This is a genomic window from Gordonia sp. (in: high G+C Gram-positive bacteria) (assembly GCF_049647785.1).
In the GTDB taxonomy this organism is placed as follows: Bacteria; Actinomycetota; Actinomycetes; order Mycobacteriales; family Mycobacteriaceae; genus Gordonia.
This window is the reverse complement of the sequence record NZ_JBARYI010000082.1, coordinates 1-12758: the sequence shown is the minus strand read 5'-3', so window position 1 is coordinate 12758 and position 12758 is coordinate 1. Positions and strand designations below refer to the sequence as shown.

10 protein-coding genes are annotated in these 12758 nt (G+C 65.6%); 6 read left to right on the top strand and 4 right to left on the bottom strand.

Going from position 1 to position 12758, the window contains the following annotated elements; all coding sequences use genetic code 11:
- Positions 1-144: 144 nt before the first annotated feature.
- Positions 145-1356, top strand: coding sequence for a DNA polymerase IV (gene dinB, locus WBA38_RS14040; RefSeq protein WP_424322959.1), 1212 nt, complete (start codon positions 145-147; stop codon positions 1354-1356).
- A gap of 6 nt (positions 1357-1362) precedes the next feature.
- Here the strand turns inward: dinB and WBA38_RS14035 are convergent, their stop codons facing one another.
- Both WBA38_RS14035 and WBA38_RS14030 read right to left on the bottom strand, forming a co-directional pair.
- Complete coding sequence (locus WBA38_RS14035; RefSeq protein WP_424322958.1) at positions 1363-2955, bottom strand: glycerol-3-phosphate dehydrogenase/oxidase; 1593 nt, start codon at positions 2953-2955, stop codon at positions 1363-1365.
- Complete coding sequence (locus WBA38_RS14030) at positions 2952-3566, bottom strand: TetR/AcrR family transcriptional regulator (protein WP_424322957.1); 615 nt, start codon at positions 3564-3566, stop codon at positions 2952-2954. The genes WBA38_RS14035 and WBA38_RS14030 overlap by 4 nt, the downstream gene beginning before the upstream one ends.
- 40 nt (positions 3567-3606) lie before the next feature.
- Here WBA38_RS14030 and WBA38_RS14025 point away from each other — a divergent pair, with 40 nt between their 5' ends.
- The gene (locus WBA38_RS14025) at positions 3607-5205 is read left to right on the top strand and encodes an FAD-binding oxidoreductase (RefSeq protein WP_424295911.1); all 1599 of its coding nucleotides are present in this window, start codon (positions 3607-3609) and stop codon (positions 5203-5205) included.
- Positions 5202-6110 (top strand): diacylglycerol/lipid kinase family protein, encoded by a 909-nt coding sequence (locus tag WBA38_RS14020; protein WP_424295909.1) that lies wholly within the window; start codon positions 5202-5204, stop codon positions 6108-6110. The genes WBA38_RS14025 and WBA38_RS14020 overlap by 4 nt, the downstream gene beginning before the upstream one ends.
- A 16-nt stretch (positions 6111-6126) precedes the next feature.
- Here the strand turns inward: WBA38_RS14020 and WBA38_RS14015 are convergent, their stop codons facing one another.
- A complete protein-coding gene (locus tag WBA38_RS14015; protein WP_424295907.1) occupies positions 6127-7080 on the bottom strand; it encodes a quinone oxidoreductase family protein in 954 nt (317 codons plus the stop codon).
- Between the two features lie 78 nt (positions 7081-7158).
- Here WBA38_RS14015 and WBA38_RS14010 point away from each other — a divergent pair, with 78 nt between their 5' ends.
- The gene (locus WBA38_RS14010; protein ID WP_424295905.1) at positions 7159-8460 is read left to right on the top strand and encodes a TrpB-like pyridoxal phosphate-dependent enzyme; all 1302 of its coding nucleotides are present in this window, start codon (positions 7159-7161) and stop codon (positions 8458-8460) included.
- Between the two features lie 78 nt (positions 8461-8538).
- Here WBA38_RS14010 and WBA38_RS14005 read toward each other — a convergent pair whose 3' ends face one another.
- Positions 8539-8799 carry a metal-sensitive transcriptional regulator gene (locus WBA38_RS14005; RefSeq protein ID WP_424295903.1) on the bottom strand — a complete coding sequence of 87 codons (261 nt, stop codon included), beginning with the start codon at positions 8797-8799 and terminating at the stop codon, positions 8539-8541.
- Positions 8800-8911: 112 nt separating this feature from the next.
- Between WBA38_RS14005 and WBA38_RS14000 the strand changes: the two genes are divergently transcribed.
- Together WBA38_RS14000 and gndA are read left to right on the top strand one after the other, a co-directional pair.
- Positions 8912-11083, top strand: coding sequence for an MMPL family transporter (locus tag WBA38_RS14000; RefSeq protein ID WP_424295901.1), 2172 nt, complete (start codon positions 8912-8914; stop codon positions 11081-11083).
- 157 nt (positions 11084-11240) lie between these two features.
- Entirely contained in the window at positions 11241-12689 is a 1449-nt protein-coding gene (gene gndA, locus WBA38_RS13995; RefSeq protein WP_424295899.1) for an NADP-dependent phosphogluconate dehydrogenase, read from the top strand.
- Positions 12690-12758: the final 69 nt, after the last annotated feature.

The following is a 12758-nucleotide window of genomic DNA, read 5'->3' as shown; positions in this document are numbered from 1 at the left end:
GGATCTCGCATGACAGATGTCATTGCCGGATTGTTCCGACTCGTCAATAAGGCACCGCTGACCCTCGCAAATTGTCAGACCCCTGAACTAGAATCGAACGTAAGTTCGAGATGGCCAGCGATGGCAATGGTGTGGAGGTCAGGCATGCGAGTGGAGGCGGGTAACCGGGCCGAGGCGTCTATCCTGCATGCCGATCTCGACTCGTTCTACGCGTCGGTGGAGCAGCGCGACGATCCTTCGTTGCGCGGGCGTCCGGTGCTGGTCGGGGGCGGGGTAGTGGTTGCCGCGAGCTACGAGGCCAAAGCTCTCGGCGTGCGCTGCCCGATGCCCGGACATGAGGCCCGAGCCCTGTGTCCGCGCGCGGTGATGGTGCGGCCCCGCTTTGAGGCCTACACCGAAGCCAGCCGCGCGGTGTTCGCGATCTTCAACGGCACCACCCCGCTCGTGGAGGGCATCTCGGTCGACGAAGCCTTCCTCGATGTCGGTGGGCTGGCCAAGATCAGCGGAACGCCGGTCGCGATCGCCGAACAACTGCGGCGCCGAGTGCGCGAAGACGTCGGTTTGCCGATCACCGTTGGCGTCGCGACGAGCAAATTCGTTGCCAAAGTCGCCAGCGCAGCGGGTAAACCCGACGGCCTGCTGCACATCCCCGCGGGTGCTGAACTCGAATTTCTCCACCCACTACCCGTCCGGCGCCTGTGGGGCGTCGGCGCCAAAACCGAACAGCGACTACACGATGCCGGAATCGAAACGGTCGGCCAAATGGCCTCGCTGGGAGAAGCTCACCTCGCCTCGCTGCTCGGACCGGGTACGGGCCGTCACCTGTACTCGCTGGCCATGGCCCACGACCCACGCCGAGTCAGCACCGGACGCCGCCGCACCTCCATCGGTGCCCAACGCGCCCTGGGGCGGCGGATCAAGTCAGAAGCCGACATTGAAGCCACCCTCGTCGGGATCGTCGACTCCTTGGGACGACGACTGAGGGGTGCCGACCGCCTGACGCGAACCATGGTGCTGCGCTTACGTTTTCACGACTTCGAGCGCGTCACGGGGTCGCGCTCGCTGCTCGAACCGACCGACGGGACCGAAACCATCCTCGCCGTAGCGCGCGGCCTGCTCGACGAAGCAATGCCGCTGATTCGGGATCGTGGCTGCACCCTGATCGGGCTGTCGCTGACCAACCTGTCCGACCACGGCGCCGTGCAGTTGGCCATTCCGTTCGGCGGCGACGACCACGCGGGCGAACTCGACGTCGCGATCGACTCGCTGCGCAACCGCTACGGAAAGGGCGCAGTCACGCGCGGAGTCTTGGTTGGGCGGCGCGCCCTGCCCGATACTCCGATGCTTCCCGACTGACGTGCGCTACGCGAGGACGCGATCGGCGAACGGCCGTGCTGCCTCGGCCACCAGCGGCGTCAACGACAATCGCGTGCGACGCTCAAGAAGATCGGCGACGTCGACCGCACCTTCGGCGAGCGCACCGAACACCAATTCCGCACCGGTGATCTCGGTTCCTTCGGCAATCGGCTCGGCCAACGACGGATCGGCTTCGCTCAGAGCCACCACGGCCGGAGCTTCGGTACCGTACTTCGCGACAAGGCGATCGGGGGCGGCCACCCGCGTCAGTGCAGCCGCCGGATTCTTACCCGACGGCGCTCCCACCAGGGGCAACGTTCGTGTCTGGCACGGTCCGGCAGTTTGGCCCGAGGTGGCCAACGCGGCGTCGACGGCATCCTCCGCCATCCGCCGGTACGTGGTCAGCTTGCCGCCAACCACGGTCACCAAACCGTCGTCGCGCGTCAGCACCGCGTGCTTGCGGGAGACGTCGGAGGTTTCGCCTGCCCCGGAGTTCAACAGCGGGCGCAAACCGGAGAAGGTGCTGATGACGTCGTCGCGCGTCAGCGGCGTGCCAAGTGCCAGGTTGATGGTGTCGAGGAGGAAGTCGATCTCACTCTCGTCGGCCTGGGGGACGTCCGGGATCTCACCCGAAGCTTCCTCGTCGGTGAGGCCCACGTACACCCGGCCGTCGGGCTGCGGCAGCGCGAAAACGTAGCGGCCAAAGTGCCCGGGAACGGCGACGGTGAGTCCGGCGCGCAATCCGCCGAAGCTTTCCTGACTCATCACCAGGTGGGTACCGCGGCTGGGGCGCAGGCTGATGTCGGAATCAACCTCGGCGGCCCACACGCCGGTGGCGTTCACGACGGCCTTCGCTGACAGGTCAAAACTTTCGCCGGTGAGCTCGTCGGTGACGCGTAGCGACGTGCCCGTCACGTTGGTCGCACTTGCGTGAGTCAGCACGGTGGCACCGAGACCCGCTGCGGTGCGGGCAATGTCGACAACGAGACGCGCGTCGTCGTTGAGTTGGCCATCCCAGTTGAGGAGACCGCCGCGCAGGCCGTCGCGCGCCACTGTTGGTGCCAGGGCCGCGACCTCGGCGGCACCGATGCGTCGCGACCGATGCAGCGTGGATGCCGGCGTGCGTGCGGCCATCCGCAGCGCGTCGCCTGCAAGGAAGCCGACGCGGGTGAGTGCGGTGTCGGCAGCCTTGACGCCGGGGAGCAGCGGCACCACCTGCGGCAGCGGTCGTACCAGGTGGGGTGCGATGCGGCAGATCAGGGCGTCGCGCTCCACGGCACTCTCGTAAGCGATGCCGACCGCGCCGGATGCCAGGTAGCGGAGGCCGCCGTGCACCAACTTCGACGACCATCGGCTGGTGCCGAAGCCGAGGTCGCGGCGCTCGATCAAGACCGTCCGCAGGCCCCGGGAGGTGGCATCGAGGGCCACGCCGGCACCGGTGACGCCGCCGCCGATGACTACCAGGTCAACGGAGGGGGAGGCGGCCAGGTTCTGCAGATCATTGGCCCGACGCGCTGCGGACAGCAGCGAGGAGGCAGCAACGCTGGGGTGCGCGGCGATGATGTCGGCGTAGCTCGGGTTTTGGGGATTTGAGGTCATGGGCGCAAGTACCTTTCCAGCAGGTCGGAGAGTTCGGAATCGAGAGTTTCGGGGGCCTCGACAAACACCGGTCCGGTGAGAGCGAACGACCACGCCATCTGGAGCACGGTGGTTGCGAGGCGTTCGGGGTCGCCGTCGCGGATCTCACCGGTGGCCTGCCCGGCGGTAAGAAATCCGACGATCACGGCCAACTGTCCGCGTGAGGTTCGGCCGGACCGATGCAGCAGATAGGGCATCAAGAATTCGGGGTCGAGGTCGATGATGCGCTGCAGGAGTGGGTGAGCGCGGGCCGCACGGACCACGTGCACCACGGTGGCGACGAGTGATTCGCGCCCTGTGGGGCCGTCGGCAAGGGGTGCGGTCGCGACCACGCGCTCGAATTCCCGGGTCGTGACCTGCGCGGCGATTGCCTCGACGTTGGGGAACCGGCGATAGAGCGTGGCGCGCGAGACATCGGCCGCGCGAGCGATATCGGCCATGGTGGTGCGCCGGATTCCGACTTTCGTCATCAAGGCTGTGGCAGCGTCGAGGATGACGTCTTCCGGAATTGCATTCGCCGCTGTGCGGCGGGGCGACTGTCCGGGCACGTCGTTGATTTGCTGCGACACCATGTGTCAAACTGTAACAGCAAGTTCTATGGGAAGGCTAGAGATGACTCAGAGCGAGACCACCGTCGACGTCGTCGACTTCGAGCCCGGGCGCTGGGGCAATCCCGCCGACCCGATGCACCTGTCCGACTCGGTGATTGGTGCGTTGACCATGCTCGGAATTAACGAGCCCGCACCGGCAGCGGTCGACGTCGTGATTGGCGACAGCCGAATCACCGAGACTGCGCTGGCCGCCCTCGAAACGACCGGTGCCGACGTCGCCGTCGACGCTGCCACCCGGCGCGCACGGATGCGTGGCTTCTCCACTCCCGATCTGCTGAAGTTCCGTGTTGGAGACGGCAGTGACGCCCCCGATGCCGTCGTCGCACCGACCAGCCAGGCTCAAGTGGCCGCGGTTCTCGCCGTCGCCGACCAGCACGACCTCAGCCTCAACCCATTCTCCGGCGGCACCTCGGTGACCGGCGGCATGATGCCCGGCCGCGAACGCCCGGTCATCAGCCTCGACCTCCGTCAGCTCACCGGCCTGGTGGAACTCGACGAAATCTCCCAGATCGCGACCTTCGCCGCAGGCACGCGCCTCCCCGACGCCGAACGTCTCCTGGGCGAGCGTGGCTTCGAGTTGGGTCACTTTCCGCAGTCGTACGAAGGTGCGACCGTCGGTGGTTGCGCCGTCACCCGCTCGGCCGGTCAGTCGTCGATCGGTTACGGCCGCTTCGACGACATGGTGGTCGGACTGACGATCGCGACCCCGATCGGCCTCGCTGAAATCGGCACCGCGCCCAAGTCGGCTGCGGGCCCTGATCTGCGCCAACTGATGCTGGGCAGCGAAGGGGCTTTCGGTGTCGTCACCACGGTTCGCGTTCGAGTGCACCCGGTACCGGCGGTCCGTCGGTTCTACGGCTGGCACTTCCCCGATTTCGCTGCTGGTGCCACCGCCATGCGCACGCTCGCGCAGAGCAATGTGAAGCCGACAGTCTTGCGGCTGTCGGACGAAGCCGAAACCGGCCTCAACCTGGCCAATCCGTCCAGCGCGGGCAAGGCTTCGGCCGGCCCGGCCGGCGGCTGCCTCATGGTGGTTGGCTTCGAAGGCGACGAGGACGATGTCGCCTGCCGGGACGCCTATGTCACCGCTCAGCTTGAGAAGCTTGGCGGCACGGCACTCGGCATCGAGCCCGGAGAGCACTGGCGTGAGGGCCGGTTCCGCGGCCCCTACCTGCGCGATCCGTTGCTCGACGCTGGCGCCCTCGTGGAGACCCTCGAGACCGTGACCTTCTGGTCGAATCTCGACAAGCTCAAGGCCGATGTCACCGCCGCGGTCACCGGCGCACTCGGCGATCAGGGCACCCCGGCGGTCGTGATGTGCCACATCTCGCACGTCTACCCGACCGGTGCTTCGCTGTACTTCACGGTGATTGCCAAGGCGCTGGAGAATCCCCTTGAACAGTGGATGCAGGCCAAGCGCGCCGCGAATGCTGCGATCCGCGCGGCAGGGGCGTCCATCACGCATCATCACGCGGTCGGCACCGATCATCGAGGGACGTACCTGGAGGAAATCGGCGACGTCCAAACTGCCGCTCTGCGCGCGGTCAAGGATGCCCTCGACCCGAAGGGGCTGCTGAATCCAGGGATTTTGCTGCCGTGACAAACCTTCCCGACGCGCCGTCGTTTGTGGCGGTAGTGAACCCGATCTCCGGTGGCGGTGCCTCCCACCAGCAGTGGCCTGCTGTCGCGGCCGAGCTGGACCGCCTTGGCGTCCACAATGTCACCGTCATCGAGTCGCAGTCGTCCGAGCATGCAACGCAGGTGGCCGCGGAATCGGCTGCGAGTGGCGCGATCACCGTCGCCGTTGGCGGTGACGGCCATGTGCGCGATGTCGCCAAGGGGGTCCTCACCGTCGACGGTGCTCGCCTGGGTATCGCGGCAGCCGGTCGCGGCAACGACCTCGTCAGACATCTGGGCCTGCCCTCAGATCCAGTGGACATCGCCCGCATGCTGGTCGGCGGCCAAGAACGGCGCATCGACATTCTCAATGTCAAGCGCGCGGATGGCTCCATCGCACTCGCCGTCGGCAACGTGTACGTGGGGCTGGACTCCGTCGCCACCGAACTGATTAACAAGCTCCGCTGGATGGGGCCGCTCGCATATCGGGTGGCACCGGTGCTGACGGCAATCCGGTGGAAGCCGATGCGCCTGACATTGTCGGTTGACGGCCAATCACGGGATCTATCAGCACATTTCGTGGTGATCGCGAACTCGGGTGACTACGGGCACGGACTGCGGATGGTGCCGACCGCTGCGGTCGACAGTGGACATCTCGATGTCTTCATCGTCGATGGCAAGACTTCCAAGTTGCGGCTCGCCCAGTTGATGGCCGAGGCGAAGAGCGGGGCGCACGGCGATCGTGACGATGTGGAGATCTTGACTGGTCAGCGAGTGGAACTCACGATCGACCGCCCTCTCCCGGTGCACTCCGACGGCGATTTCCTCGGCACCTCACCGGTGACCGTCGAGGTGAGCCAGCAGGCGCTCCCGATTCTGGTTCCGTAACCTGGGCAATCTGGGGTTAAACCGCGAGGATCACTTTCCCGTGCGCGTGCCCCGACGTGACGAGACGCAGTGCATCGACCGCCTGCGCGAGGGGGAAGGTCCGCGAAATCGGCACCGTCAGCTCGCCGGCGGCAAGCAGGTCAAGCAGGTGTCCGCGGACCCCGTCGCGGTAAGCGGCGCTCTCGGGAGCGCCACCCGATAGGGCGGCAAACCCGTGTTCAGCTGCCGCTTTGCGGTCGACGACGGTGATGATGCGGCTGCGATCTGCGACCAACTCCAGCGATGCCTTGGTTGCCGATGCACCGCCGGCAGCGTCGAGCGCGGCCACGATCGGACCGCCAGCAGTCGCAGCTTCTGTTGCTTCTCGGATGCGGCGGACAAGGCCGGGACCGTAGGCGACGGGGATGCCGCCGAACCGCGAAACGGAATCGAACTGCGCGAGTCCCGCTGTCCCGATCACCGTGATTCCCGCTCGGCGGGCCAATTGCAAGAAGGTGGCACCAACGGCACCGGAAGCGCCGTGCAGCAGCACGACGTCGCCCGACTTGGCCTGGGAGCGGTCGAGCATCTCGGCAGCGGTGCATCCGGCGAGTAGCAGTCCGGCCGCCTGCGCGTCGTCCGCCGAATCGGCCAGTGCCAACGCCTTGTCGGCGGGGATCGTCATCGCAGTCGCATAGCCACCGTGCACGCGGAACGCGGCGACACGGTCGCCGACCGCCACCGGTCCGGATGCGATCTCGGTGTCGGGTCCCACCGCGGTCACCACGCCAGCTATCTCGTAGCCGATCGGCATCGGCAGGAGTGCCGGATCGGATTCGCGCGCAACATGTTTCAAGTCAGCCGGGTTCACGCCCGCAGCGCGGATGGCGACGGTAACTTCACCGTGCGCGGGTGCTTTAGGCTCGCACGGCAGGGTCGTGAAGTCGGCCAAACCATTGAATCCGTCTGCGACCCACCTGATGCCAGTCATGGCCGCGAGCCTACCGTTCCAACCGCGCAGTACTGACCTCGTGCAGCGCGCTTCGGGACATGCCCTAATGTGACCTGCATGACAAGCACTGTTGATGCGTCCAACCCTGATCTGGTGACGGTGGATGTACCGACCCATTGGTACAACCTCGCCGCCGAACTCGACACGCCGATTCCGCCGCACCTGCACCCCGGCACCAAGGAGCCGGTTGGCCCGGAAGACCTCGCCGCACTGTTCCCGGCTGGCCTGATTGCCCAGGAAGTCTCCACCGAGGCATACATCGAGATCCCGGAACCCGTCCGCGAGATTTACAAGATGTGGCGGCCGTCGCCGCTGTTCCGCGCCCGCCGTTTCGAGGAAGCGCTGAACACCAAGGCGCACATCTACGTGAAGTACGAGGGCGTGAGCCCCGTCGGTAGCCACAAGACCAATTCGGCTGTCGCGCAGGCGTATTACAACAGCATCGACGGCGTAAAGAAGCTCACCACCGAGACCGGCGCCGGTCAGTGGGGCAGTGCGCTGTCGTTCGCTGGCGCGCAGTTCGGGATCGACGTCGAGGTGTGGCAGGTCCGCGCGTCGTACGACTCCAAGCCCTACCGCGGCTACCTGATTCGCACCTACGGCGGCACCCTGCATCCGAGCCCCTCCGACCTCACCGAGTCCGGTCGCGCGATGCTCGCCAAGGATCCGAATACCACCGGCAGCCTCGGCATGGCCGTCTCGGAGGCCGTCGAGGTCGCCGCCAAGAACGACGACACCCGCTACGCCCTCGGCAGCGTGCTCAACCACGTCGTCCTGCACCAGAGCGTCATCGGCCAGGAAGCCGTCGATCAGCTCTACGCCGTCGAACCGGGTGGCGCGGATGTCGTGTTCGGTTGCGCCGGTGGCGGTTCCAACCTCGCCGGACTGTCGTTCCCGTTCATCCGCGAGAAGCTAGCCGGACGTTCCAACCCGCGCATCGTGGCCGCCGAGCCGACAGCCTGCCCGTCGATTACCCAGGGCGAATACCGCTACGACCACGGTGACGTCGCTGGCCTCACGCCGCTGCTCAAGATGCATACGCTTGGCATGGACTTTGTTCCGGACCCGATTCACGCCGGTGGCCTGCGCTACCACGGTATGGCGCCCGCGCTGAGCCACACCGTTGAACTCGGACTCGTCGAAGGCATCGCCATCGACCAGCACGATGCCTTCACCGCTGGCATCACGTTCGCGCGCACACAGGGCATCGTTCCCGCGCCGGAATCGACGCACGCGATTGCCGCTTGTGCCGCGCACGTCGCCAACAGCGACAAGGAGGAGGTCGTCGTGATCGGCCTGTCCGGTCACGGTCAGCTGGACCTTCCCGCCTACGCGGAGTTCCTGGACGGCGGCTTCTAGCCGGTTCAATTCAGGCAAAAGTAACGCACCCTTTCCGTTCATCGGGAAGGGTGCGTTTTGTTGTGGACCGCGTGGCCGTTAAGCCAAGGCGAGAAACAGCTTTTCCAAGCGTTCTTGATCGACGTTGTCGGGGCCTTCTTCGATCATGCAGCGACGGAGGCCGGTGGAGACGAGGGCGTAGCCGCTACGTCCGATGGCCTTGTTGACGGCGGCGAGTTGGGTGAGCGCGTCTTCGCACTCGGAACCCTCCTCGAGCATGCGAATAACCGAGGCCAGGTGCCCGTTCGCGCGACGCAGCCGAGTGAGTATGGGCTTGAGGTCTTCCTCTGGTAGCTGCATGGCGATTTCCTTCTGTGGTTCGGGAACGGGCTAACACCACTATTGCATAACCCCCCGGGGGGATGCTACCGTCACTTCTCATAACCCCCTGGGGGGATATGGAAGGAGTGTAATGAGCGAGTCCGTTCAGACCGACGACGCAGCGTCGCCGGCGATTATTGAAGAACCAGAAAGTCATCGGCCGGGACCACTCGGCCGTTTGGGTCTCTGGGCGGCAGCGCACGGCAAGATCGTTACCGCCGTGTGGATCCTGCTGGTCATCGGCCTGGGCATCTTTGCGCCCTTCGTCGAAAAGAACCTCTCCGGAGCTGGCTGGCAGGCCGACGGTTCCGATTCCGTCGCCGTCCGCGAACTTGCGGTAGAGCATTTTGGTGGCAACGCCTCATCGGCCATTCAGGTGGTCATCGTTGGCGACCAGCCCCTCACCGAAGGGGACGGCCCGCGAGTGATCGCGGAAGTCACCGACGAACTCAATGCCGATTCGCGGATCAATCAGGTCGTCGCACCCATGCCGGGTGCCACCCTCTCGCCCGACGGTAAAACGGCAATCGTCCTCGCTGGGGCAGGTGCCGACACCAATGACATGGTGCGTGCGGCCACCGATCTCACACCAAAACTGAAGGACCTGTCGACGGCTGAAGTCGCCGTGGCACCCACCGGTGCCTCGGTCCTGTGGTCGGACTTCAACAAAGCCAACCTCAGCGCCATGCTGAAGTCGGAGATGATCTCCTGGCCGGTCACCCTCGGTATCCTGGTGCTCGCATTCGGCGCGCTGGTCGCCGCCGGACTGCCGCTCCTGCTGACCATGGCCGGGCTGATTGCCTCGGCTGGCGTCCTGGTGATCGTCAACGAGATTGTCCCCGTGTCGATCTGGGCGATGAACTTCGCGATGATGTTCTCCCTGGCGCTCGGTATCGACTACGCGCTGTTCCTGGTTGTCCGCTTCCGCGCCGCCCGGATGGGGCAGAAACTGTCGATGCGAGCGTCCATAGCGCAAACCATGGACACCGCAGGTAAAGCCGTCCTGCTATCCGGTGCGACGGTCATCATTTCCCTATCGGCCGTCATGCTGGTTCCGTCCCCGTCCTTCCGGTCGATGGCCGGCGGAATCATGATCTCGGTCCTGTTCGTTCTCGCCGCGACCCTGACACTGCTGCCATTGGTCTTGGCGAAACTCGACGGTCGGATCAACAAGCTCGCACTGCCGTGGTCGAAGAGCGGTGAACACCGTTCGCCCAAGTTCGAGAGCTGGGCCGAGCGACTCTGGCGTCACCCGTGGCGTTGGGGTGGAGCGGCGATGCTGATCCTGGTGGCCCTGGCAGTTCCGGTGTTCGGCTTGAAGACCGCGATGCCGTCGATCAAGGTTCTGCCGTCGGACTCCAGTGCCCGCGTTGGCTACGACCACGTTCAGCAGGCACTCGGCGAAGGCGCTCCCGGCATGCTGTCGATCATCGTCCCCACCGACGACGTCGCCGCGACCGAAAAGGCGCTCACCGCTGATCCGGGCATTGTCGCTGCGATGCCCGCGATGACTCCGGCCGATGGCGCTGACCTGCGCCTGATCCAGGCCTTGCCGACCGTCGACCCATCCGATCCGGCACTGAGCGATACCGTCGACCGGTTGCGGGCCGACTTGCCTTCCGATGCTCTCGTCGGCGGTGCAGCCGTGGAGAACCTGGACCTGAAGGCGCAGTTGGACTCCTCGACGCCGATCGTCATGGCTGTCATCTTGCTGCTGGGCTTCTTGCTGCTGCTGGTTGCCTTGCAAGCGCCGTTGATTTCGTTGCTCGGCACGCTGGTCAGTTTGCTGTCGACGGCGGCGGCATTCGGTGTGGCCCGACTGATCTTCCAGGAAGGCATCGGCGCGTCGCTGTTCGGCTTCGAATCGCAGGGATTCCTCGATGCCTGGGCCCCGGTGTTCTTCTTCGCGATGATCTTCGCCATCGCGATGGACTACACGGTGTTCCTGCTGTCCTCAGCTAAGGAGCACTGGGAAACCGAAGGCGATCCGAAGGCGGCCATGGTTGGTGCCGTGGCACATACGGGCCGCGTCATCTTCGCCGCGGGCGGCGTCATGGTGGCGGTGTTCTTCACCTTCGCGCTGTCCGGGCCGCTGCCACCGAAGGAAATGGGCATCATCTTGGGTGTTGCCGTCCTGCTGGACGCGTTCCTGGTGCGCTTGGTCCTGCTGCCGGTCTTGCTGCGCCTGACGGGCAAGGCCGCCTGGTACACGCCGGCTTGGTTGCAGAAGGTGCTGCCGAAGATCAGCTTCTCGCACAACTAAACAGCAGTTCGGGTACTCGCACCCCGTTCGTTCTACGTAGTCCCTACTGTTGGGCAGCGCGCAGAACGAACGGGGTGCGAGCCCGTACGGTAGTACTAAAGATTGTGGGTATGCGGGCCGGACCAATGCGCGGCCTGACGACAGCGAAGGAAATTTGATGGTCGAGACAGGACAGCGGTTGGCGCAGATTGGCGTCACCGGACTTGCGGTGATGGGCTCAAACATTGCCCGCAACTTCGCCAATCACGGGCACACCGTCGCACTGCACAATCGCAGCATCGCGAAAACGGACGCACTCATCGCCGAACACGGCAGCGAAGGCGATTTCATTCGCACCGAGACGATGGAGGAGTTCGTCGCGGCGCTGGAGCGGCCGCGTCGCGTCCTGATCATGGTGCAGGCTGGTGCCGCCACCGACTCCGTCATCGAGGACCTCGCCAACCTGATGGAGCCTGGCGACATCATCATCGACGGCGGCAACTCGCTGTACACCGACACGATCCGCCGCGAGGCCGCCATGGCTGCTCGCGGGCTCAACTTCGTCGGCGCTGGCATCTCCGGTGGTGAAGAGGGCGCGCTCAACGGTCCGTCGATCATGCCCGGCGGCCCCGCCGAGTCGTATGAGTCGCTCGGTCCGCTGCTGGAATCGATTTCCGCGCAGGTCGACGGCGTCCCGTGCTGCACGCACATTGGTCCCGACGGCTCCGGTCACTTCGTCAAGATGGTCCACAACGGCATCGAGTACGCCGACATGCAGCTCATCGGTGAGGCCTACGACCTCATGCGCGGCGTGCTCGGCATGGAGGTCGCCGAGATCGCCGACGTGTTCCGCGAGTGGAACACCGGCGTCCTCGACAGCTACCTGGTCGAAATTACCGCCGAGGTGCTGTCGCAGGTCGACGCCGAAACCGGCAAGCCGCTCGTCGACGTCATCGTCGACGCCGCAGGCCAAAAGGGCACCGGCCGGTGGACGGTGAAGTCGGCACTCGACCTTGGTATCCCGACCACCGGTATCGCCGAAGCCGTGTTCGCGCGTGCCCTGTCGAGCGCCACCGAGCAGCGCAAGAACGCGCAGGGACTGGCCGCGGGAACCGCGGACCTGCCCGCGCCCGCCGACAAGGCCGCCTTCGTCGAAGACATCCGCAAGGCGCTCTATGCGTCGAAGGTCGTGGCCTACTCGCAGGGCTTCGACCAGATCGCCGCGGGTAGCGCCGAGTACGGCTGGAATGTGGATCCGGGCAAGCTCGCCACCATTTGGCGCGGCGGCTGCATTATTCGCGCCAAGTTCCTCGACCGCATCCGCGAGGCTTACGCCGAGAACCCGGAACTGCCTGCCCTGCTGTTGGCGCCGTATTTCCGTGACGCCGTTGAGGATTCGGTCGAGAGCTGGCGTCGGGTCATCATCACCGCCACCGGCATGGGTGTGCCCGTCCCGGCGTTCGCGTCGTCGCTGTCGTACTACGACGCGCTGCGCGCCGAGCGTCTCCCGGCAGCCCTGACCCAGGGCTTGCGCGACTACTTCGGCGCCCACACCTACCGTCGCATCGACAAGCCCGGCTCCTTCCACACCCTCTGGAGCGACGACCGCCGCGAGGTCGAAGCCTAGCGCCCGGTTTTCCCTTCCCGCATGATGCGTCGATTCCCGCACTACGTCTGACATAGTGCGGGAATCGAC